This is a genomic window from Spirillospora sp. CA-128828 (genome assembly GCF_050945415.1).
In the GTDB taxonomy this organism is placed as follows: domain Bacteria; phylum Actinomycetota; class Actinomycetes; order Streptosporangiales; family Streptosporangiaceae; genus Spirillospora.
Map to the genome: position 1 here is coordinate 8247749 of NZ_CP191986.1, position 21346 is coordinate 8269094.

Genomic DNA, 21346 nt, shown 5'->3' on the forward strand with positions numbered 1-21346 from the left:
CTCAGAAAGAACGAACCGTCGACTTCGACAATATCAGAACGGAATGCTCTATTCCACAAACTCGGTCGTCGAAAGCGCGCGGAAGCGGACTCGAACGGTCAGCCGGTGCCCTCCCGGTACGCCTCCACCGCGTAGCGCAGCCGGGCGCCGACGAGGAGGGCCTCGTCCTCCGGGCAGCCGAGGAGACGGGTGACGAGCTCGACGATCTGCTCGTCGGTGAGATCCGGCTCGAGCTCGGCGATGTGCCCGACGATCTCGACCAACTCGGGACGCTTGTAGCCGGCGATCGACCGCCCACGCCTCACCAGCCCTTGCCCAGCCGACGGCTCGCCCACCTGGGCCCGGGGCGGCGGCCCAGCAGTCTGAGGTCGGGACGGTGGCCCGGCCGTCTCGGGCCTGGGCGAAGGACCGGCCGTCTCGGGGTGGGACGGTGGCCCGGCCGCCTGGGGGCGGGGGGATGGGCCGACCGACTCGGGGCGGGGTGATGGGCCGGTGGTCTGGGGGCGGGGGGGTGGTTCGGGGGCCTCGGGTGGGAGCGGTGGCTTCGGTAGGGGGCCGGGCTTGCCCCACAGGGCGGGGATGTCCGATCGGGGTGCGGGCGGCCCGGGGTTCGTCTCAGGTCCGCGCGCGTTCGAGCCTGCCGCGTCCAGCCGCCGAGGCGGAAGGCTCGGACCCCCACCCGGGGCGCGCGGAGTCCCCGGCCCCGGCTCCCGCGGCTCCCGCCGCGGGGCGTCCAGCCGTCGAGGCGGCAGGCTCGCACCCTGGCCGGGCCCCCGGGAGCCCTGCGCGGGCGCGCCGGGCCGCGACGCCGGGGGCGAGGGTGCCTCCAGGTCCCGCTGCGTCAGGTCAGGCCGCTCGGACGGCCCGCTCGCACCCCTGGGAGCGTTGGGCGTGCCGTCACGGGGTTCCGCGGGACGCGGCGGGACGCGCAGGTCCTGCGCCGTCACGTCCGGTCGCTCAGGCGGAGTTCGCGGACGCTCCAGAGCACGCGGGTCCGGGACCTTCCCCGGCCCGGCTTCGCGAGGGCCGCCGGGGCGCGATTCGGACGCCGGCACGCCCGGGCGCGCCGGCGGGGCGGCCGGACGCTCGGGAGGGCGCGGGTCGCGGCCGGTCAGCGGTGCTCCCTCGCGAGGTGCGGCGGACGGGCGCACACTCGGACGCGTCGGCAGGGCGCCGGGGCCTTCAGGTGGCGGCGGTGGCACCGGGGGCGTGATCGGCACGTCCCGCTGAGTCGCGTCGGGCCGCTCGGACAGTGCTCTCGGTCGTGCGGGCGGGCCGCCCGGCCGTTCGGGGGCACGCGGGCCTCGGTCCGCCTCGGGTGGCGGGGCGCCGGGACGTGGCGGCGAGGCAGGCGGCTCCTGCGGCGCCTCGTCCGGACGATCAGGTGAGGGGGCGGTGGTGAGCGCGGCGAAAAGGGAGCTCGTGGGGGTCACCGCTTCGTGGAGGTGGGCGGGGAGGAGGGTGGTCGGGGGCGGGCCTTCCGGGGGTTGCAGGGCGGGACCCGGTGGCCCCACGAGGATGACGCGTGGTGCGTGCCAGAGCACGTAGAGGGCTTCGGCGCCGGCTTCGTGCTCGCCGTCGACGATGACGACGTCGAAGCCTTCGGGGACGGGCGGGAGGACGTCCGGGATGCGCCACAGGGGCAGGATCCAGGCGGGGACGACGTCGGGGGCCGAGGTCGCGCGGGCGGCGGCGGACGTCCAGGCCCGGGCGGCGGTCAGGTCGGCTCGGGCCTTGTGGAGGTCGTCCTCGGCCGCGGCGAGGGCGGCGCGGAGGCGTTCCTCCGCGTCGGCGGGGGCGGGGGGCGCGGCGCGGCGGCGGGCCCAGGCCCAGGCGTCGTCCCAGCGGCGGGTGCGGGCGTGCCAGACCTCGTCGCCGTCGGTGGCGATCATGAGGTTGGCGAGGTCGGGGTGGACGGCGCGGACGCGGGCGATCAGCTCCGCGCAGCGGTTCTGCCGGGAGCGTTCGTGGCGGGCCTCGGCCAGGGCGCCGAGTGCGCGGCCGTAGGCGGCGGCGTCGCGGGCGTCGATGGCGGCGAGGGCGGCGCGAAGCTCGGGGGGGTCGTCGTCGTCCACGGGGCCGATCGAGTCGCGGAGGGCGTCCAGGTCGGCGGTGGCGCGGTTGACGCCGAGCCCTTCGAGGGCGTTGCGGAGGGCGGCGGCGTAGTCGTGCCACTGGATCGGATGCGCGAGCGGGATCCGGAAACCGGAGCGTTCGAGGAGCCGCCGCGTCGAGTCCAGCGCGGTCATCGCGTCCCGGACGCGGGCGAGGCGGGCGTGCGCGCGGACGAAACGGGCGACGCGGTCGGCGGGCGCCAGGTCGGCGGGGAAGGAGATGCCGGCGGCCTCCCACACGTACTGCAGCTCCCGGCAGGTGATCCGCACCATGAGGTCGGTGTGGACGAGGTCGAGCAGCTCGGGCGTGGCCGGCGCCGCGCCGTCCACCGTCACCGTGGCGAGGAGCGGCTCCGCCTGGCGCTGGGCGGAGGAGCGCAGAGGCCCGCGTTTGAGGGCGCCGCCGTCGGCCAGGTACGTGCGGAGGTCCTGGGCGGCGGCCGCCAGGCCGCGCAGGTCCGCGTCGGCGGGCAGCTCGATCTCGTGGCCGCCCAGCTCGGCCAGGGCGCGCTCGGCCCATTGGGCGCGGGACGTCATCTCCACGACCCGGGCCCAGATGAGCGGGCGCCGCTCGGCGAGCGCGTCGCCGAGGGCGCGGACGGCGAGGTCGGAGGCGTTCCAGCCGCCCGGGTGGCCGTCGAGGCCGAGGTCGCGGAACGCGGCGCCGACGGCGGAGGCGTCCCCGTCGAGACGGGCGAGGAGGGTGACGTCGCTGTCGCGGAGGCGCTGGGAGAGGTCGGTCTTGGAGCGTTCGGCGCGCTCGGCGGCGGCCGTCTCCGCGTCGATCAGCGTGCGGACGTAGGCGGCGCTCGGCAGGGCGCCCGGGTCGATGTCCCGCTGCGCGGTGCGGGCCTTGCGCTCGGTGGTCTCCTCCGCGAGGAGGACCACCAGCTCCGCGGCCTCGGACCGGGTGATGGGCGGGCCGGCCGGCATGTCCGGCCGGACGGGCATCCACGACAGCTGGGGGTCCTCGCCGCCCGGGTCCGGCGGAGGCTCCTCCGGCGCGCCGCGGCGGAGGCGCTCGGCGATCTCGGCGACCCGCCGGGCGGCGGCCTCCTCCCGGTCGGTGAGCGGACCGAGGTCGGGGGCGGGGCCCCGGCCGCGGACGCCGTCCGCCACCCGGGCCGCCGTGGACGGGTCGGTGGCGGTGAGGGCGGCGAGGCCGGGCGGCAGCGCCGCGCGCAGCGCGGCGGAGGCGGCCGGGCCGGACGTCGCGACGAGCACGCGGTGCCCTCGGGCGAGCAGCCCGGCGAGCAGGTCCGGGACGGTCTCCGGCGCGCGCTCCGGCACGTGCATGACCTGGGGTCTCCTGGTCCCCGAGACGAACCGCCCGAGGCCGTCCGGGACGCCGCGCGGCAGCAGGCCGAGCAGCCTGGCGTGGTGGTCGGCGACGGCCTCGCGGCCCTGCGGGCGGACGACGAGCGCGGGCGCGAGCCGGATCCGCGGCGCGGGCGAGGCGCCGTCGGTGTCGGGCGTCCAGTCCTCGCGGTAGTCGGCCGGGCTCGTGAGCGCGACCTGGCACCATTTGCGCAGGACGTCCCCGACCGACGCGTTGAGCCCGAATCCCTGCCCGGCCTGCACCGCGTCCGAGACCCAGCCGGCGGGCCGGAAGCCGGGATGCCCGGCCAGCAGCTCCCGGTCGCACAGGCTCGTGTGGCCCGTGAGGACGACGTCGATGCGTTCCGTCCGCTCGTCCAGGACGATCCGGACGGGCGTGCTCAGCAGATGGTCGTGGACGGCCGGACGCCACGACAGCAGGCCCGTCGCCAGCACCACCTCCGCGCCGGACAGGTCGCGGAGGATCCGGTACCAGTTGCGGAGGGCGAGCCAGCCGTCGAACTCGTCCAGCACGACCGGCGGGGTCAGCGGGATCACCGGGACGCTGAACAGGACGTCGCCGGGCCCGGCGTCCCGCTCCACGTAGACGTCGCCGGGCAGTTCCGCGAGCCAGTGGACGTGGTCGTGCTCGGCGAGGTCGCGGGACGGGCGCCGCCGGGCCCGGGCGAGGTCGCGCAGGTATCCGAGCAGCCGCGCGGCGTGCTCGGCCTCGCGCGCGGCGGCTTCGTCCACGGCCCGGCCGGGCCGGCCGGGACCCGGGGCCTCGTCGGGCACCGCGGCTCCTCCCCTTCCCACGGGAATGGTGGTGCCCCGATCTAACACCCCCCGGGCGGGCCCGGTCGAGCGCAATCGTTGATCTTGGCTAGTGGGCGCCCGCCATGTACCGGTCCTCGGCCGGCATCATCACCCAGAGGACCAGGTAGACGACGAACTGCGGCCCGGGCAGCAGGCACGACAGCAGGAACAGCAGCCGGACGGTCCACGGGGTCATGCCGAACCGGCGTGCGAGGCCGGCGCAGACACCCGCGATGATCCGGTCGCGGCGCGGACGGTAGAGGCCGTTCATGGTTTCTTCTCTCCCCGATTCGTCGAGCGGTGAACACGGCCGCGGTTCTCACGGCCACGTTCTTCACGCTACGAACCGGACAGCACACCTCACATCAGCCGTCCGACCTGTTCTCGCCCATACTCCGGAATTAGGGGACGTCCCTTAGGGGGCGTTGTACTCGGCGACGAGCTTCGGCAGGCCGGCCAGGTCGTCCAGGACGAACAGGCAGTCGCGGAGCGCGTCGCCGTCCTCCTGGATGTGCCCCCAGGGGCCGCGCCTCAGGAACGCCGCCCGCATCCCGAACGCCAGCGCCGGCCGGACGTCGTTGTCGATGCGGTCGCCCACGTACAGGACGCGGTCGGGGAGGACGTCGGCGAGCTGGGCGCAGCGCTCGAAGAACTCGTGGGACGGCTTGCCGACACCCCACACGTCCGAGATGCCGACGACGTCCGCGTCCAGGCCGAGCGCCGCCATCTGCTCGGCCGCCTGGACCGGCTGGTTGCCCGCGATCCCGACGAAGAGCCCCTGGTCGCGCAGGCCGGACAGGCACGCCCGGGCGTCCGGGTACAGGTCCTCCGGCCCGAACCCGTTGGGGACGCCCGCCTCGGCGCGTCTCCGCTCCTCCTCCGCCAGGTCGAACCCGGACCGGAAGTACTCGAAGAGGTCGATGTGGGTGCCGCCGGTCGCGAGCAGCGCGCCGAGCTTGGTGAGGAACGTGTGCCTCGGCACGCCCAGCCAGTCGGCCCAGCGCCCGTAGATCTCGCCCTCGTTGATGAGGGTCTCGCCGATGTCGAAGAAGACGGCCTGGATCCTGCGGGGGGTCAGGTTCACGCGGCGGCCAGGTCTACGGAGGTGCCGGGGACGAGGCGGCGGAATTCCCTGCCCAGTTCGTTGCCCGCCCTCGTGACGGCGGTCTCCATGACCGTGAGGCCGATGTCGTTCAGGAGGCCGTCGTGGATGACGAAGGCCCGCTCCGGCGCGACCGCGCGCGTGTAGGCGAACAGCTCGGTGATCTTCATCCAGGGCGCGTTGCCGGGCAGGCACAGCGTGGGGACGGGCTCGGCGGGGACGGTCAGCGCGTCTCCGGGGTGGAAGACCTCCCCGTCGATCAGGAACCCGGTGTTCGGGATGGGCGGGACGTCCGGGTGCAGGATCTCGTGGTCCTCACCGTAGACGTGGACGTCGAAGCCCGCGATCGTGATCGCGTCCTCGTGGCCGACCTGGTGGACGCGGCCGCCGAGGTCGGCGAGGTTCTCGGCGACGACGCGGGACGTCCACACCTCCAGGGCGGGACGCTCGGCCATCGCGGCGCGGAGCGCGTCGGCGTCGAAGTGGTCGAAGTGCTCGTGGGTGATCAGGACGGCGTCGGCGCCGGCGAGGGCGCCGGACGCGTCGCTGAACGCGCCGGGGTCGATGACGATCGTGCGGTCGTCCTTGCTGATCTGCACGCAGGCGTGCCCGAGCTTGGTGAGACGCATCAGGCGATTTTTCCACGCCGGGCGTCCGGTCCCATTGACCGGCCCCGGGGCCGTTGATAGAACACGTCCTAATTTGGGCGCGACCCGGCGCAAGGAGGCGGCGATGCCCGTTCCCGACCAACGCGACCCCGAGATCACCAGACGGCGTCTCACCCGGTGGCTGGACCGGCATCTTCCCGGAGTCCGCATCCCGCACGTGGAGACCCCCCAGACCAGCGGATTCTCCAACGAGACCCTGATGTTCGAGGCCGAGTGGACCGACGGCGGCACGGCGCGGAAGGAGCGGCTCGTCGCACGGGTCGCCCCGGAGAAGTACCAGATCTTCCCCGAGCCGCGGTTCGCGGAGCAGTACCGGCTGATGCGCGTCCTGGACGAGCGCACCGGCATCCCGGTGCCGCCGATCCGCTGGTACGAGCCGTCCCCGGACGTGCTGGGCGCCGCCTTCTTCGTGATGGGACGCGTCGACGGCCGGGTCCCGACCGACATGCCGCCGTACCACTCCGGCGGCTGGGTGACCGAGGTCGCGCCGGCGGAACGCGCGGCGATGTGGTGGTCCACCCTGGAGATCATGGCGAGCCTGCACCGGCTGGACGTCCGGGAGCTCGGCCTCGGCTTCCTCGACCAGCCGGAGTGGGGCGCGCCCGGCCTCGGCCAGCGGCTCGGCTACTACGAGCGCTATCTGCCATGGGCCTACAAGGGCCCGCAGGAGACGGCGCTGAAGGCCCTGGAGTGGCTGAAGGCGAACCGTCCGGACGAGCCGGACGACCCCGTCGCGCTGTGGGGCGACGCTCGCATCGGCAACGTGATCTTCCAGGCGGGCGTCCCGGCGGCCGTCCTGGACTGGGAGACCGCGGTGCTCGGTGCCCCGGAGGAGGACCTCGCCTGGTTCATGTTCCTCGACCGGCACCACTCCGAGGGCGTCGGCGCGGCCCGGCTGCCCGGCTTCCCGTCCTACGCGGAGACGGTCGCCCGCTACGAGGAGCTGCTCGGACGCCCGATGCGGCACATGGCCTACTACGAGATCCTGTCCGGCTTCAAGTTCTCGGTGATCATGGCCCGGATCGGGCAGGCGATGATCGACTTCGGCTGGATCGACGAGTCCGCCGACTTTCCGTACGACAACAACTGCACGCAGCTGCTCGCCCGCATCCTGGAGGGGGACCGGTGACGCTCTCGCCGCTCGACGACTACCCGATCCACCAGGCGCCGGAGGTGATGCGGCACGTCACGACGTCCGACCGCAACTTCTACGACCGGTACTACTTCAACGTCCACCCCTGCTCGGACGAGCTGATGATGATCATCGGGATCGGGCAGTACCCCAACCTGGGGGTGATGGACGCCTTCGCGGTCGTCCGGCGCGGGCCGGTGCACAAGGTGGTCAGGGCGTCCCGCGAACTGGGGAACGACCGCATGGACACCACGGTGGGCCCGTTCCGCGTCGAGGTCATCGAAGGACTCAAGAGGCTCCGGGTCGTCCTGGACGAGACAGAGCACGGCCTGTCGTTCGACCTCACCTGGGAAGGGGCGATCCCCGCCACGCTGGAGCCCCCGCACTACCTGCGCTGGCAGGAACGCGTCGTCTTCGACTCACGACGCCTCGCGCAGACGGGCCGCTGGGCGGGAACCATCACGGTCGACGGCGAGACCATCGAGGTCACCCCCGACCACTGGTGGGGCTCGCGAGACCGTTCCTGGGGCATCCGTCCCGTGGGCGAGCCAGAGCCGCCGGGCATCCAGGTGAAGAACGCGGGCACCTTCTACTGGCTGTACGCGCCGATGCAGTTCGAGGACCACTCGATCCTCTGCATCGTGCAGGAGGACGAGAAGGGACGCCGTGTCCTGGAAGAGGCCACCCGCGTCTGGCCCGATCGTGAGGCCGAGTACCTGGGGCGTCCCGAATACCGTCCGGAGTACGCGGAGGGCACCCGTGACGTGGTCACGGCGACGCTCCGGTTCGCGCCGCCGGGCGGGGAGCCGTTCGAGATCAGGGCGACGCCGATCCTGCCCGTCCACCTGATGGTCGGCACCGGGTACGGGCTGGAGCCCGGCTGGAAGCACGGCATGTACCAGGGACCCGACCTGAAGGTGGAGGGCGTCTCCTACGACACCCGCGAGCCGGACGACGCCGCGCTCATGTGGGGCATGGTCGACGCCGTCGGCCGGTACGAGTACCTCGACGGCGCACAGCCCAGCGGGACCGTCACCGGGCACGGCCTCTTCGAGTACTGGGCGCTCGGCCCGCATCCGTCCTTCGCCCGGTGACCGTCTTCCGCTCGGAGGCGGCCGATCTGCCAGACTGGCGGCCGTGACGACCCCGCCTTCGCCCGACCCCCCGGACGCGGGACGGCCGTCCCGGAAGGAACTGGACGAGTCCTCTCTGGAGGGACGACCCCCCAGGCCCTCCGGGACAGGCCGCCGGTCCAGCTCCCTCCACTCCGCCGGCGCTCCGCTCCGGGATCTGGACCGGCAGGTGCGCGACCGCTACGGAACCTGGCGCGACCAGCCGCGCGGCCTGGCCTGCGCGGTGATCGGCGCCTTCATGATCCTCACCACGGCGGCGTTCGTGTTCGCCGTGGTCGCCGTCGTCATGGCGATGCGCTGAGAGAGCAAGCGCTCAGAGAGCGCGCGGGAAACGAGACCGGAGCGGCCCGGGCGGACGTGCCCCGGTCTCGTCCTCCGCACGTCAGGTAGGGGTGCCCCCGCCCCCCTCGGCGATGGTGAAGGCCACATCGCCCTGCGGGTCGACCTGGGCGTCAAGGGTCTTGTCGTCCAGGAGCTCGGCGACCGAGGGCTCCAGGTACACCTTGGCGCCCTCCTCCTCGACGACCTGGTCTCCGGCCTCGGGCGCGGGGGCGACCGAGAGCCGCAGGGCGTCCGAGCCGTCGAGGCCGGACTCGATGCGGATGCCGGTGTCGGGCGGAAGCTCCGGATTCGCGGTCACAGTACGAATGACCTGAACGGCACCGCTGGTCAGCGTGAGCACGATCAGCTCCTCACGTTTATTTCGTTCTCGGATCGGATCTGCCCCACCCTCCCCGATCCCCATGGCGGTAAACATGGCCGGGAACATCGATCCGTGATCGGCCGATCTCAGTCCGCGCTCGGCGCCAGGGCCCGCACCGCGTCCGGCAGGGACAGGTTCCCGCCGGGGACGATCGCGAGGACGGGCGTCGTGAGCCCGTTGTCGGCGTACTCGCGGACACGGGCCCGGCACGCCTCGGGCGACCCGTGGACGATCAGGTCGTCCACGACCTCGTCCGGGATGACCTCCAGGGCCTTCTTGCGGTCGCCGGCCGCCCACGCCTCGTTCATCGGGCGGAGTGCCTCGCCGCGCCCGAGCCACTCGTGGAACGCCCGGTATACGGGGACCGTCATGTACGCGGCGATCATCCAGCGGCCGATGGCGCGGGCCTCCTCGGCGTTCTCGGTCGGGCAGACGAACAGCCGCGCGATCAGCTCGGGGTCGTCGCCCAGCTCGCCGCGGACCGTCCGGACGTCCTTCGGCGCCAGCCAGTTGGTGATCGCGCCGTCGGCCTCGCGGGCGGCGAGCCGCAGCATGCCGGGACGCAGCGCCGCGAGGACGATCGGCGGCGGCGCCGCGGGCGCGTTGTCCAGCTTGAAGCCCTTCACGGCGAAGGTGTCGTACTCCTCCTTCACCTTCTCCCCCGCGAGCGCCTTGCGGAGGAAGCGCAGCGTGTCGCGGGTGCGCTTGTACGGCTCCTCGAACGGGATGCCGTTCCACCGCTGCACGATCGTGTCGGACGAGGTGCCGATGCCGAGCACGAACCGTCCGGGTGCGAGACCGGCGAGGGTGGCGGCCTGCTGGGCCAGCAGCGCGGGGCCGCGCGTGTAGACCGGCACGATCGCCGGGCCGAGCCGGAGTTCGGGGTCCCACTGCGAGGCGAGCGCCAGCGGCGTGAACGCGTCCGCGCCGTTCGTCTCGGCCGACCAGGCGTCGGTGTATCCGAGCCCGGACAGCCCGGACACGATCTCACGGTGCTCGGCCAGCGGGAGCCCGGTCAGCGGAATGGTCAGTCCCCAGCGTGACATTCGGTTCTCCTTGTTCCTGGCGATCAGGCGATCGAGGGGCGGACGGTGGCGCCGCCGTCCACGACGAGGGTCTGCCCGGTCATCCAGGACGAGGCGTCGCCCGCGAGGAACACCGCGGCGTTGGCGATGTCCTCCGGCTCGCCGATCCGGCCGAGCGGCATGAACTTGCTGATCTCGGCCTCGTTGTTCTCCCACAGGGCGCGGGCGAGGTGCGTCTTGATCAGGCCGGGCGCGATGCAGTTCACCCGGACCTTCGGCGCCAGCTCCATCGCGAACTGCCGGCTGAGGTGGATCACGGCCGCCTTGGTGGCGTTGTAGTAGCCGATGCCGTGCTCGGTGACCATGCCCCCGACCGACGCGATGTTGATGATCGCGCCGCCGCGCTCGGCGAGCGACGCCCGCAGCGCGAGCTGCGTCCACTGGACGATCGCGAACTGGTTGACCTGGACGGTCTTCGCCGCGGCGGCGGGCTCGATGTCGGCCATCGGGCCGAAGTAGGGGTTCGTCCCGGCGTTGTTGACGAGGATGTCGAGGCCGCCGAACTCGGCGACGGCCGCGTCCACGCACGCGGCGGCCTGCTCGGCGTCGCCCACGTGCGCGGCCTTGGCGAGCACGCCCACGTCCGGGTACGCCGCGCCGATCTCCTTGGCGACCTCGTCCAGCGCCTCCTGCTTGCGGGAGGAGAGGACGACGTTGGCGCCCTCGGCGGCGAACGCGGTCGCGATCGCCTTCCCGATCCCCCGGGACGCCCCGGTGACCAGGGCCGTCCTTCCCTGAAGTCCAGTCCGCATCCGCGCGCTCCCTACCTGTTCGCACCCTGTGGGCGGCATGGGCAGAATCCGACTCGGTTCACTGTACCGAAGTGACTGACGAGTCAGTTAGCTGGCCCCGGACGCTTCCGTCCCGGTCACCGGACGGCCCATCTTTCTAACGATCGTTTGATTGGTACGCTGCGCCGGTATGACACCGGGCGGGAGAACAGGGAGGGCCGCGTGACAGCCACCAAGGAGCGTCGTCCGGCGATCGAGGGCTGGTTCGCCACCGAGGGCGGGGACGTCCGCCTGCTGGGTACCCGCTGCACCGCCTGCGGAACGCCGTACTTCCCGCGCAACGAGCTGGCGTGCCGCAACCCCGGCTGCACCGGCCCGAAGGACGGCTCGGAACTGGAGCCGTACGCCCTCTCCGGTCGCGGGCGCATCTGGTCCTACGCCGACTCCCGCTACAAGCCGCCGCCCCCGTACGTCTCCCCCGACCCGTTCGTCCCCTACGCCGTCGCGGCCGTCGAACTCGACGCCGAACGGATGGTCGTCCTAGGCCAGGTCGCCCCCGGCCACACCGTCGACGACCTCGCCGTCGGCATGGAGGTCGAGCTGACCGAGGGTGTCCTCTACGAGGACGACGAAGCCGAGTACACCGTATGGATGTGGAGGCCCGTGAAATGACGCGCGACATTGCCGTGCTGGGCGCGGGGATGCATCCGTGGGGCAAGTGGGGGCGCAACTTCGTCGAATACGGGCTGGCGGCGGCGCGGGCCGCGCTCGCCGACGCGGGCCTCACGTGGCCGGACGTCCAGTACGTGGCCGGTGCGGACACCATCCGCAACGGATATCCGGGGTTCATCGCGGGTGCCACGTTCGCGCAGGCGCTCGGCTGGTCGGGTGCACGGGTGTCCAGTTGCTACGCGGCGTGCGCGTCTGGGGCACAGGCCATCAACACGGCGCGCGCGCAGATCCTCGCCGGTCTGTGCGACGTCGCCCTGGTGGTGGGCGCCGATGCCGCGCCCAAGGGCTTCTTCAAGCCCGTCGGCGGAGACCGCCCGGACGACCCCGACTGGCTGCGGTTCCGTCTTCTCGGCGCGACCAACCCGATCTACTTCGCCCTCTACGCGCGCCGGCGGATGGCCATGTACGGCGCGACGCTGGACGACTTCGCCGCCGTGAAGGTGAAGAACGCCCGGCACGGACTGTCGAACCCGAACGCCCGGTACCGCAAGGAGGTGACCGTGGAGGACGTGCGCGAGTCCGCCGTGGTCGCCGACCCGTTGCGGCTCCTCGACATCTGCGCCACCAGCGACGGCGGCGCCGCGCTCGTCCTGACGTCCATGGAGTTCGCGCGGCGGCACGGGGCCACCGATCCCGTTCGCATCCCGGCGCTGTCGACGGTGACGCCGACGTTCCCGAAGACCGTCCTGGACCTGCCCGACTTCGCGACGGACTCGGCGATGACGGCGCCGGAGCCCGAGCGGCCGTTCCGGTCGGCCGTCGCGCACGCCGCCTACGAGGAGGCCGGCATCGGCCCCGGGGACCTGTCGCTCGCCGAGGTCTATGACCTGTCCACGGCCCTTGAGCTGGACTGGTACGAGGACATCGGGCTGTGCGAGAGGGGCGGTGCGGAGGAACTGCTCCGGTCCGGCGCCACCACGCTCGGCGGCCGTGTCCCGGTCAACCCGAGCGGCGGGCTCGCGTCCTTCGGCGAGGCGATCCCGGCGCAGGCGATCGCGCAGGTGTGCGAGCTGACCTGGCAGCTGCGCGGGCGGGCCGAGGGCCGCCAGGTCGCGGACGCGCGGGCCGGCATCGCGGTGAACCAGGGCCTCTTCGGCCACGGCTCCGCGGTCATCGCCGTCCGGTGACCGGCCGCAGGGCGGTCACGCGACGGTGAACCCGTCGCACGCCAGGTAGTAGGCGTCGCCGTTCGGGTGGACGTGCAGCTAGATGACCGTCCAGTCGCCCTTCATGAGCGGGTAGGTGCCCTTACCCGCGCCCTGCCACTGGAACTCGGACGGATAGTGGATCTGCAGCCACGCGCTGTTCCCGGGGTACAGGTGCGGCTTGCTCGCCACCTCCCCGGTGACGCTGTTCCCCTGCTGCTCGATCGGAGGACGGACCTGAACGGCCACGTAGTACTTCGACGGGTTCGTGTACTTGAAGCGCAGGCCGAAGTCGACGGTCTGCTTGGTGTACGGCTCGCGCGGCAGTGACGTCTGGATGTCGCTGGCGACCTTGAAGTCCTCGGGACGGACGGCGGGCTGGCACGCGGAGTTCGCCTTGGACCACCGGAGGTTCGCGAAGTCGTCGGTCGGCTGCTTCACCAGGATCTGGTCCGGCGGAGCGCCGCCGGTTCCGCCGCCGGTGCCGTTCCGGGGTTGCTGCGCGCCCGGGGACGAGCCCGCCGGGCCGCCGGACGGCGGCGAGCGGGGCCTGCGCCGCGGCCATCTGGAGCAGCCGCTCCAGCGGCACCCTGGCCTGCGGCTCCTTCGCGGCGCAGAGCCGGACGAGTTCGGCGACGCGCGGGTCGGCCCCGTCCAGGTCGATCTCGCCGCCGAGGGTCCGGTGGATGACCGCCTCGATGCGGCCGCCGCCGAACGGCGGACGTCCCGTGGCGGCGTAGGCGATCGTGCCGGCGAGCGAGAACACGTCCGAGGCTGGCAGCGGCTGCTGCTCGCGGACGACCTCGGGCGCGACGAAGCCGGGGGTGCCGTTCCACGCCCCGGTCTGGGTGATCTGCGTCTGGTCCTCGCCGCGCGCGATACCGAAGTCGATCAGCTTGGGCCCGTCCGGCGCGAGGATCACGTTGCCCGGCTTGAGGTCGCGGTGCTGGACGCCGTGCCGGTGGATCTCCAGCAGCCCCTGGGCCAGCTCGGCGAGCAGCCGCAGGCAGGTGTCCGGGGGCAGCGGCCCGTACTCGGCGACGGCCTGCCGCAGCGTCGGGCCGGGCACGTACTCGGTGGCCAGCCAGTGCGGCGGCGTGTCCAGGCCGGCGCCGACCATCGCCGCGGCGAACCGGCTGCGCACCCGCTCGACGGTCGCCACCTCGCGGCGGAACCGCGCGAGCGCCTGCGGCCCCTCGAAATCGTCCCGGATCACCTTGACGGCGATATGCCGTCCGCCGCCGGTCAGCCCCAGATAGACCTGCCCCATGCCGCCGGCGCCGAGGCGGGCCAGCAGCGGGTAGCCGCCGACCTCGGCGGGGTCCTCCGGACGGAGTGGTTCCACGATTCACCGGCCCCTCGTCATCACGTTCCGCGGAGGAATGATCTCATTCCGCGAGGACCGCCGGGACCGGCGCCGGCCGGGCCGGCAGGCCGCCCACCAGGGACAATGTGACTCAAATCACCATGCTGACCCTGTGTGACCCCGGGTGGAGCGGTCACGTGTCTGATGTCACCCTCTCGGCGGGTCTGCGAAGTTCCTGAGACTCCGGGGGCGGCCGCCGCGGCCGGGGGGACCGCCGCGGCCGTTCCCGGACCCCGCCCGATCGGCTCCGGGGCCATTGGGGGCGCCCCGGAGCCGACGGCCCCCGTTCCGCACCGCCGCCCCGGCCACGAGCCGGGCGTTCGTTCACGCGACGTCGCTCCCGCATGGGCGCAAGACGCTCGCTTCACGGCAATCCTCACCTGGCGCCGCTGGCATCGCCAGGCGACGATCGACTCCATATAGTGAACATAACGTCACAGATAGTTCCCTATAGGAGTTTAGTTCGCGGAACGTCAGGTCTTAACTACACATGGTGCACCTGGCGAGTCATGCCTTGCCGGCCGGCGCTCGCCCCTGCCGCCCGCCACCGCGGGTGACCAGTCCCCCGTGCTCGGCAAGGAGGCGAGAGCGATGTCCCTGGCGGTCGACGACGTGGCCCGGATGCTGATCGTGCTGGCGGTCTTCCTACTGGCCGCGCACCTGGGGGCGGCCTTGTTCTTCCGGCTGCGCCAGCCACCGGTGATCGGCGAAATCGCCGGAGGAGTGCTCCTGGGGCCCAGTGCACTGGCTCTGGCCGCCCCGGGGGCCTCCAGTTGGCTGGCCCCGTCCGGCACGCCCACGGCGCACCTGCTGGGCGCGGTCTACCATCTCGGCACGATCCTGATGGTGTTCCTTGCCGGGCTGGAGATGCGGCCGGGCGGCCAGGGAGCCGAGCGCAAGACCGTTCTGTTCACCACCGTCACCGGCCTGGTGATCCCCTTCGCCGGAGGCCTGGCCATCGCGCAGGTGGCCGACCTCGCCGCACTGGCCGGCCCGCACGGCTCGGCCACCGCGATCTCTCTGGTGCTGGGGCTGGCGATCGCGGTGACCAGCATCCCGGTCATCTCCCGGATCATGATGGACCTGGGGATCCTGGGCACCCTGTTCGCCCGCACCGTGCTGACCGTCGCGGTGATCGAGGACGTCCTGCTGTACGTCGTGCTGGCGGTGATCCTGGGGCTGGCCAACGTCCAGGCGCACTCCACCTACGGCCTGCCCGAGCTGATCGGCGCCGATGGGACCGGGCAGTACGTGGCCTACTACGTGGCCGCATCCGTGCTGTTCTTCGTGGTCCTGCTCGCCGGTGGCCGGCCACTGTTCCGGTGGCTGTCCGGAAGTTGGCGGCTCCGGGTGCTGGAGCGGCGCAGCCCGGCGGCACTGCGGCTGGTGTTCCTGTTCGCGCTGTGCCTGTGCTGCATGGCCCTGGGCATCGATCCGATCTTCGGCGCGCTGCTGGCGGGCGTCGCCATGGCCGACCCGGCGTCCGCCGAGTCGCCCGGGCTCGGCCTGCTGCGGGGGTTCGCGCTCGCGTTCTTCGTGCCGGTCTACTTCGCGCTGGTGGGGTTCCAGATCGACCTGGCGCACGACCTGGACCTGCTCTTCTTCGGCTGGCTGTTCGCCGCCGCCTGCGTGGTCAAGTTCGGCAGCGTGTGGGCGGGCGCGCGGCTGGCCGGCCGGACCCGGACCTGGTCGACCGACTTCGCGGTGGCGATGAACGCCCGCGGCGGCCCCGGCATCGTGCTGGCCGCGGTGACCTTCGCCGCGGGTGTCATCAACGCGACCTTCTTCGTCGCGCTGGTGCTGCTGTCGATCCTCACCTCCCAGCTCGCCGGCGTATGGCTGGCCCGCTCGCAGCGGCGGGGCCACGGCTACCTGTCGCCGGACCTGGACGGGCCGCAGTCGACGCCCCAGCAGACCGCCGCATGAAGGCCTGCCCGCGCTCAGGGGAGCTTGCGGATCTCGTCGATGATCCCGGGCATCGCCTCGTTGTTGTGGCGGACCCAGTCGAGCAGGACGGCGACCTGCTCGTCGGTGTAGGTTTCGAGCCGCTCGCGGAAGGCGCGCCCGATCGGCTCGAAGTACTGGGCGAACTGGACGACGTTCTCCTCGACGAGCTCGACGATCACGCGCCGGCGGTCGTCGGGGTCACGGGTGCGCCGGACGTAGCCGGCCCGCTCCAGCCGGTCGATGACCGCGGTGATGGCCCCGCCGGTCGTGATGCCCATGAGCTGCGCGAGCTGTCCCGGCGTCTGCGGCCCGTCCAGCGTCAGCGCGTTCACGCACTGCGCGTCGGTGACGTTCATGCCCGCCTTGCTCGCGGTGGCATGGTGCAGCAGCACCGTGAACATCGTGCTGCGCTGCATCGCCATCTGCAGCTCGCCCGCCATCCGTCCGCGCTCCGGGGTCGACACGCCCCACCTCTCCCTCTTTTTCTCTCATATAGAGAGGCTCATTTCAAGAGCGACTCTCTGCAGGAGATTCTATAGGGCGCGCGCGGAGCGGGACCAGCGGGGACGAGCGGCCGCGTACGGCGAAGGCGAGCCGGCCTCTACCGTGCGCCCTCGGCCACCTGCTTCGCCCAGCGGTAGTCCGCCTTTCCGGCCGGCGAACGCTTCATCTCCGCGACGAAAGCGTAGACGCGCGGCACCTTGTAACCGGACAGGTGCCTGCGGCAGTGCGCGTCCAGTTCTTCGGCCGGCGGCTCGGCCGCCGACGGCTGGATCACCGCCGCGACGCGGCTCCCCCAGCGCTCGTCCGGAATGCCCGTCACGACCGCGTCGTAGACGGCCGGGTGCCCCTTCAGGACGGCCTCGATCTCCTCCGGGAACACCTTCTCGCCACCGGTGTTGATCACCTGCGAGCCGCGTCCGTACACGGCGATCGACCCGTCCTCCTCCACGGTGGCGATGTCGCCGGTGAGCAGCCAGCGCTTCCCGTCCACCATCGGGAACGTCCTGGCGGTCTTCTCCGGGTCGTTGTAGTAGCCCTGCGCGATGTACCCGGTGCGGGCGACCTGGCCGATGACGCCGGACCCCGGCTTGACGGGCTGGAACGCGTCGTCCAGCACGGTGACGTTCTCCACGTCCGGTGCGAACCGCAGGCCCTTCTCCGGGGTCGACCCGGCGACCGCGGCGGCCGTCGAACCCGACTCGGTCGACCCGAACCGGTCCAGGATCATCGTGTTCGGCAGCAGCTCCTGGATGCGGTCCCGGACCGTCCCGGTGAAGATCGCGCCGGTGGAGACGTAGGCCAGCAGGGAGGAGGTGTCGTAGTCCCCGCGCGCCAGCTCCTCCGCCATCGGGATCGCCATCGCGTCCCCGGTGATCGTGAGCGAGTTGACCTTCTCCCGCTCGATCGTCCGCCACACGTCGGCCGCGTCGAACTTGCGCGTGTAGACGAGCGTCGCGCCCATGAACCAGGCGATCCAGGTGGCCATCTGCGCGGCGCCGTGCATCAGCGGCGCCACCGGCATCATGGTCATCGGCCCGCCGTTGCGGGCGTTCTCCACCACGTCCGCGGGCTTCGACGGGGGCGGGAACGCCGGGTTCCAGAACGCGAGCAGCATCTGCTCGGTCGACCACATGACGCCCTTCGGCATCCCGGTCGTCCCGCCGGTGTAGATGATGTAGAGGTCGTCCTTGGAGCGCGCGGGGAAGCCGCGCGCGCCGTCCGCGTCCTTCAGCGCCTCGTCGTAGGCGACCGCCCCCGGGATGGACGGCGTGCCGCCCACCGCGACGAGGTGCTTGAGCTCGGGCGCCTCCGGGACGGTCGCCGCCACGCGCTCCTCGAACTCCACGTCGTACAGCAGCGCGACGCTGTCGGAGTCCCGGTACACGTAGAGCAGCTCGCTCTCCACGTACCGGTAGTTGACGTTGATGGGCACGGCCCGGATCTTCAACGTGGCCAGCATCGCCGCCGCGTACTCGACGCCGTTGTAGAGCTGGACGGCGACATGCTGGCCGGGCCGGACGCCCGCGTCCGCCAGATGGTGCGCGAGACGGTTGGCGTGCTCGTCCAGCTCGGCGTAGGTGAGCCGCCGGTCGCCGCACACCAGGGCGACCCGCTCCCCGACCGCGTCCACGACTCCCTCGAACAGGTCAGCGTGGTTGTACTCCATCGGACGTCCTCCGAGGGTCTGTCGCGCCAGTGGATAGGGAATCAGGGTTTGTCGCTGCCGACGATCCACATCGCGAAGAACTGGGCGCCGCCGCCGTAGGCGTGGCCGAGCGCGCGGCGCGCGCCGTCCACCTGGTGCTCGCCGGCCTGCCCGCGCACCTGCAGCGCGGCCTCCGCGAACCGGATCATCCCGGACGCGCCGATCGGGTTGGACGACAGGACGCCGCCGGAGGCGTTCCACGGGATGTCGCCGTCCAGCGCCGTGGCGCCCGCCTCGGTGAGCTTCCACCCCTCGCTCTCTCCGCAGAACCCGAGGTTCTCCAGCCACATCGGCTCGTACCAGGAGAACGGAACGTACACCTCGGCGCAGTCCAGCTCGCTGCGCGGGTCCGTGATCCCGGCCTGCCGGTACACGTCCGCCGCCGCGTCCTTGCCGCCCTGCGGGCTCACGGTGTCGCGGCCCGCGAACTGCATCGGCTCCGACCGCATCGACGTGCCGTGCACCCACGCGGGCGGGCTCGGCGCCTTCTTGGCGGCGTCCTCCGAGGCCAGCACCATCGCGCACGCGCCGTCCGACGACGGGCAGGTCTCCAGGTAGCGGATCGGCTCCCACAGCATCGGCGTCGACTCGACCATCTCGCGGGAGATGCCGGGGATCTTCAGGTGCGCGTACGGGTTCTTCAGCGCGTTCTGCCGGTCCTTGACCGCGACGAGCGTTCCGACGTGGTCGGGCGCGCCGGACCGCCGCATGTAGGCGCGGATATGCGGCGCGAAGTAGCCCCCCGCCCCGACGACGAGTGACGTGGTGAACGGCCCGTTCACCGTCAGCGCCCACGTCGCGTTGGACTCCGACTGCTTCTCCCAGGCGATCGTGAGAACCCGCTCGTGCACCCCGGACTGGATCAGGTTCGCCGCGACGATCGCCGTGGACCCGCCGACCGAGCCGGCCGTGTGCACCCGCAGCAGCGGCTTGCCGGTCGCGCCCAGCGCGTCCGCCAGGAAGACCTCCGGCATCACCACGCCCTCGAACAGGTCGGGCGCCTTGCCGACGACGACGGCGTCGATGTCCTTCCAGGTCAGCTGCGCGTCCTCCAGCGCACGGCGGGCCGCCTCGCGGACCAGGCCCGCCATCGACACGTCCAGGCGCTTGGTCTTGTACTCGGTCTGCCCGACGCCGATGACCGCACAGGACTTAGCCATGGTTCTCTCCCGACAGCACGCAGACGAGGTTCTGCTGGAGGCAGGGGCCGGACGCGGCGTGCCCGAGCGTCCGGGACGCCGTCCCGTCGTGGATGCGGGACGCGGCCTCGCCGATCCGGATGAGGCCCGCCGCCATCACCGGGTTCGCCGACAGCGCCCCGCCGGACGGGTTGACCGTCACGCCGCCGCCCAGGCCGAGCGCCTCGCGCAGGATCAGCTCCTCGTGACTGAACTGCGCGTGCAGTTCCGCGACCTCGATACCGGTCGCGCCATCTTTCCCGGCCGCCCCGGCCTTCTCCCCCGCGATGCGGGCGGCCTCCGAGCGGGTCAGGTCACGCACGCCCAGCGAGTGCGGCTCGGTGCGGTGGTCGATGCCGGTGATCCACGCGGGCCGCTCGCACAGCTCCCGCGCCCTGTCGCCGGCCGCGAGGACGATCGCCGCCGCTCCGTCGGTGATGGGCGCGACGTCGTAGGGGTGCAGTGGCGCCACGTCGTAGTCGTCACCCTCGGGGTCCGGCAGGTGCAGCGCGAACGGGTTGTCGCGGCCGGACGCGCGGGACCGTGCCGCGACCGCGCGCAGGTCGTCCTCCTTCACGCCCGCCTTGTCCATGTACGCACGGGCCTGCATGGCGGCCATCGACACCTGGTCGACGCCGAGCGGAGCCAGGTGGTACGGATCGAGCTGCTGGGTCATGATCGCCCGGAGATCGCCCTGGGACGACTTGCCGAACCCGTACACCAGCGCCGTGTCGGTCTGGCCGATCTGGAGCTTCACCCACGCCTCGTACAGCGCCCACGCGCCGTCCATCTCGACGTGGCTCTCGGAGATCGGCGGCCACGCGCCGAGCGTGTCGAGTGCGGAGACGAAGGCGAAGGGCGCGCCCTGCAGGTAGTCGCACGACCCCGAGCAGGTGAAGCCGAACCGGGACAGCCCGGTCCGCTCCTTGATCTCCGTGATCACCGGCAGGACGATCTCGGTCTCCGCGAGCCCCTGGTCCTCGGCGCTGTGATGGCTCTGTGCGAACGCGACGACTGCGACATCACGCATTACATGAAGTCCTTGATCTCTTCGAAGGGGACGTCGGGCTCGTCGATCGGCTCGAACCACTTGATGTTGGCCATAGACCGGTCCCACTCCGCGCGGGGCCGCCACGCCGCCTTCACCCGCATGCCCATCCGCACCTGGTCGGCCGGGATGCCCGCGACGAGCGTGAGCATCGTCAGGCCGGCGCCGTCCAGCAGGACGTAGCCGGACACGAACGGCACCTCGGGCGCGCGCGGGTCGGGGATGTTGTTGACCGCGAAGGTGGTGACGGTGCCGGTGTCGGGCAGCTCCACCTCCTCGCTCGTGGGGACGCCGTCGCGCGGGCAGAACCCCTTCATCGGCACGATGACCTTCTCGCACACCGGGCAGCGGTGCCCGACGATCCGGCCCTCGGAGATCCCCTGCAGGAACCGGCCGAGCGCCCGGCCGCCCTTCAGCCGGTACTCCAGCGCCGCCTCCGGGTTGATCATCGTGACCTCGGGCAGGAAGCACTCGATGTCGCCGATGGTCCCGGTGCGCTCCGCGCGGTACTTCGGCCGCACCCGCATCCCGGTCTTCAGGAACCTCGGCGGCTTCGCGTCGGCCTCGAAGACGCCGAGGTCGAGCGCGTGCAGCAGTGCCGTGTCGGCGCCGTCCGGGCGGATCAGCGCCCACGCGAACGGGCGGTCGAACGGATGCTCCTTGGCCGGGCGCGGCACCCACGCCCAGGTCGTGACGGTGCCGGCGGGGCCGACCTCGACGAACTCGCCGGTGACGTCCTCGCCGGTCTCGGGGTCGCACTCGGCCGGCGGGACGAGCACCCTGCCGCCCGCCGTGCGGACTCCGACCATCCGGCCGTCGCGCAGCTCGCTGAGGAAGCGCCCGATCACCGGCCCGACCGAGCGGGTGTAGCCGCCGGGGAACCCGATGACGTGGTTGGGCCCCTGTTCAGATGGCACCTG

The 21346-nt window shown here is 72.3% G+C and carries 19 protein-coding genes; 6 read left to right on the forward strand and 13 right to left on the reverse strand.

The window, feature by feature from the left end:
* Positions 1-98 precede the first annotated feature (98 nt).
* From ACQPXG_RS39675 to ACQPXG_RS39690, 4 genes are all read right to left on the reverse strand, one after another.
* Positions 99-4226: a hypothetical protein gene (locus ACQPXG_RS39675; RefSeq protein ID WP_433464288.1), complete on the reverse strand. Its 4128-nt coding sequence runs from the start codon at positions 4224-4226 to the stop codon at positions 99-101.
* An 88-nt stretch (positions 4227-4314) separates the two neighbouring features.
* Entirely contained in the window at positions 4315-4518 is a 204-nt protein-coding gene (locus tag ACQPXG_RS39680; RefSeq protein ID WP_433464289.1) for a PspC domain-containing protein, read from the reverse strand.
* A 144-nt stretch (positions 4519-4662) separates the two neighbouring features.
* Entirely contained in the window at positions 4663-5331 is a 669-nt protein-coding gene (locus ACQPXG_RS39685; RefSeq protein WP_433464290.1) for an HAD family hydrolase, read from the reverse strand.
* Positions 5328-5978, reverse strand: a complete 651-nt coding sequence (locus ACQPXG_RS39690; protein ID WP_433464291.1) for an MBL fold metallo-hydrolase — start codon at positions 5976-5978, stop codon at positions 5328-5330. Before ACQPXG_RS39690 ends, ACQPXG_RS39685 begins: the two co-directional genes overlap by 4 nt.
* A 103-nt stretch (positions 5979-6081) precedes the next feature.
* On the opposite strand from ACQPXG_RS39690, the gene ACQPXG_RS39695 reads away from it, so the two are divergent.
* From ACQPXG_RS39695 to ACQPXG_RS39705, 3 genes are read left to right on the forward strand one after another with little or no spacing between them, the layout of a single operon-like run.
* Complete coding sequence (locus ACQPXG_RS39695; protein ID WP_433464292.1) at positions 6082-7146, forward strand: phosphotransferase family protein; 1065 nt, start codon at positions 6082-6084, stop codon at positions 7144-7146.
* A complete protein-coding gene (locus ACQPXG_RS39700; protein ID WP_433464293.1) occupies positions 7143-8243 on the forward strand; it encodes a hypothetical protein in 1101 nt (366 codons plus the stop codon). Before ACQPXG_RS39695 ends, ACQPXG_RS39700 begins: the two co-directional genes overlap by 4 nt.
* 43 nt (positions 8244-8286) lie before the next feature.
* On the forward strand, positions 8287-8583 hold the full coding sequence (locus ACQPXG_RS39705) for a hypothetical protein (RefSeq protein ID WP_433464294.1): 297 nt from the start codon (positions 8287-8289) through the stop codon (positions 8581-8583).
* A gap of 81 nt (positions 8584-8664) precedes the next feature.
* Here ACQPXG_RS39705 and ACQPXG_RS39710 read toward each other — a convergent pair whose 3' ends face one another.
* The 3 genes from ACQPXG_RS39710 to ACQPXG_RS39720 form a co-directional block, all read right to left on the reverse strand.
* Positions 8665-8964 (reverse strand): Fe-S cluster assembly protein HesB, encoded by a 300-nt coding sequence (locus ACQPXG_RS39710; RefSeq protein WP_433464295.1) that lies wholly within the window; start codon positions 8962-8964, stop codon positions 8665-8667.
* A gap of 107 nt (positions 8965-9071) precedes the next feature.
* Positions 9072-10031, reverse strand: coding sequence for an LLM class F420-dependent oxidoreductase (locus ACQPXG_RS39715; RefSeq protein ID WP_433464296.1), 960 nt, complete (start codon positions 10029-10031; stop codon positions 9072-9074).
* A 23-nt stretch (positions 10032-10054) separates the two neighbouring features.
* On the reverse strand, positions 10055-10822 hold the full coding sequence (locus ACQPXG_RS39720) for an SDR family oxidoreductase (protein WP_433464297.1): 768 nt from the start codon (positions 10820-10822) through the stop codon (positions 10055-10057).
* A 201-nt stretch (positions 10823-11023) separates the two neighbouring features.
* Between ACQPXG_RS39720 and ACQPXG_RS39725 the strand changes: the two genes are divergently transcribed.
* Both ACQPXG_RS39725 and ACQPXG_RS39730 read left to right on the forward strand, forming a co-directional pair.
* The gene (locus ACQPXG_RS39725; RefSeq protein ID WP_433464298.1) at positions 11024-11473 is read left to right on the forward strand and encodes a Zn-ribbon domain-containing OB-fold protein; all 450 of its coding nucleotides are present in this window, start codon (positions 11024-11026) and stop codon (positions 11471-11473) included.
* Positions 11470-12660: a lipid-transfer protein gene (locus ACQPXG_RS39730; protein ID WP_433464299.1), complete on the forward strand. Its 1191-nt coding sequence runs from the start codon at positions 11470-11472 to the stop codon at positions 12658-12660. Before ACQPXG_RS39725 ends, ACQPXG_RS39730 begins: the two co-directional genes overlap by 4 nt.
* Positions 12661-12781: 121 nt before the next feature.
* Here the strand turns inward: ACQPXG_RS39730 and ACQPXG_RS39735 are convergent, their stop codons facing one another.
* Complete coding sequence (locus ACQPXG_RS39735; RefSeq protein WP_433464300.1) at positions 12782-14023, reverse strand: serine/threonine-protein kinase; 1242 nt, start codon at positions 14021-14023, stop codon at positions 12782-12784.
* 612 nt (positions 14024-14635) lie between these two features.
* Between ACQPXG_RS39735 and ACQPXG_RS39740 the strand changes: the two genes are divergently transcribed.
* A complete protein-coding gene (locus ACQPXG_RS39740) occupies positions 14636-15970 on the forward strand; it encodes a cation:proton antiporter (RefSeq protein WP_433464301.1) in 1335 nt (444 codons plus the stop codon).
* A 14-nt stretch (positions 15971-15984) separates the two neighbouring features.
* Here the strand turns inward: ACQPXG_RS39740 and ACQPXG_RS39745 are convergent, their stop codons facing one another.
* The 5 genes from ACQPXG_RS39745 to ACQPXG_RS39765 all read right to left on the reverse strand — a co-directional run bounded on the left by ACQPXG_RS39745 (position 15985) and on the right by ACQPXG_RS39765 (position 21343).
* On the reverse strand, positions 15985-16455 hold the full coding sequence (locus ACQPXG_RS39745; protein WP_433464302.1) for a MarR family winged helix-turn-helix transcriptional regulator: 471 nt from the start codon (positions 16453-16455) through the stop codon (positions 15985-15987).
* 137 nt (positions 16456-16592) lie between these two features.
* The gene (locus tag ACQPXG_RS39750; protein WP_433464303.1) at positions 16593-18161 is read right to left on the reverse strand and encodes an acyl-CoA synthetase; all 1569 of its coding nucleotides are present in this window, start codon (positions 18159-18161) and stop codon (positions 16593-16595) included.
* A 41-nt stretch (positions 18162-18202) separates the two neighbouring features.
* Complete coding sequence (locus tag ACQPXG_RS39755; RefSeq protein ID WP_433464304.1) at positions 18203-19360, reverse strand: thiolase domain-containing protein; 1158 nt, start codon at positions 19358-19360, stop codon at positions 18203-18205.
* Positions 19353-20408, reverse strand: a complete 1056-nt coding sequence (locus ACQPXG_RS39760) for a thiolase domain-containing protein (RefSeq protein WP_433464305.1) — start codon at positions 20406-20408, stop codon at positions 19353-19355. Before ACQPXG_RS39760 ends, ACQPXG_RS39755 begins: the two co-directional genes overlap by 8 nt.
* Positions 20408-21343: a Zn-ribbon domain-containing OB-fold protein gene (locus ACQPXG_RS39765; protein ID WP_433464306.1), complete on the reverse strand. Its 936-nt coding sequence runs from the start codon at positions 21341-21343 to the stop codon at positions 20408-20410. The genes ACQPXG_RS39760 and ACQPXG_RS39765 overlap by 1 nt, the downstream gene beginning before the upstream one ends.
* Between the last annotated feature and the right edge of the window lie 3 nt (positions 21344-21346).

Coding starts and splice junctions, on each gene's coding strand:
- ACQPXG_RS39750 (WP_433464303.1), bottom strand. CDS start 18,161: ATGGAGTACAACCACGCTGACCTGTTCGAGGGAGTCGTGGACGCGGTC.
- ACQPXG_RS39680 (WP_433464289.1), bottom strand. CDS start 4,518: ATGAACGGCCTCTACCGTCCGCGCCGCGACCGGATCATCGCGGGTGTC.
- ACQPXG_RS39695 (WP_433464292.1), top strand. CDS start 6,082: ATGCCCGTTCCCGACCAACGCGACCCCGAGATCACCAGACGGCGTCTC.
- ACQPXG_RS39755 (WP_433464304.1), bottom strand. CDS start 19,360: ATGGCTAAGTCCTGTGCGGTCATCGGCGTCGGGCAGACCGAGTACAAG.
- ACQPXG_RS39740 (WP_433464301.1), top strand. CDS start 14,636: ATGTCCCTGGCGGTCGACGACGTGGCCCGGATGCTGATCGTGCTGGCG.
- ACQPXG_RS39730 (WP_433464299.1), top strand. CDS start 11,470: ATGACGCGCGACATTGCCGTGCTGGGCGCGGGGATGCATCCGTGGGGC.
- ACQPXG_RS39715 (WP_433464296.1), bottom strand. CDS start 10,031: ATGTCACGCTGGGGACTGACCATTCCGCTGACCGGGCTCCCGCTGGCC.
- ACQPXG_RS39690 (WP_433464291.1), bottom strand. CDS start 5,978: ATGCGTCTCACCAAGCTCGGGCACGCCTGCGTGCAGATCAGCAAGGAC.
- ACQPXG_RS39760 (WP_433464305.1), bottom strand. CDS start 20,408: ATGCGTGATGTCGCAGTCGTCGCGTTCGCACAGAGCCATCACAGCGCC.
- ACQPXG_RS39720 (WP_433464297.1), bottom strand. CDS start 10,822: ATGCGGACTGGACTTCAGGGAAGGACGGCCCTGGTCACCGGGGCGTCC.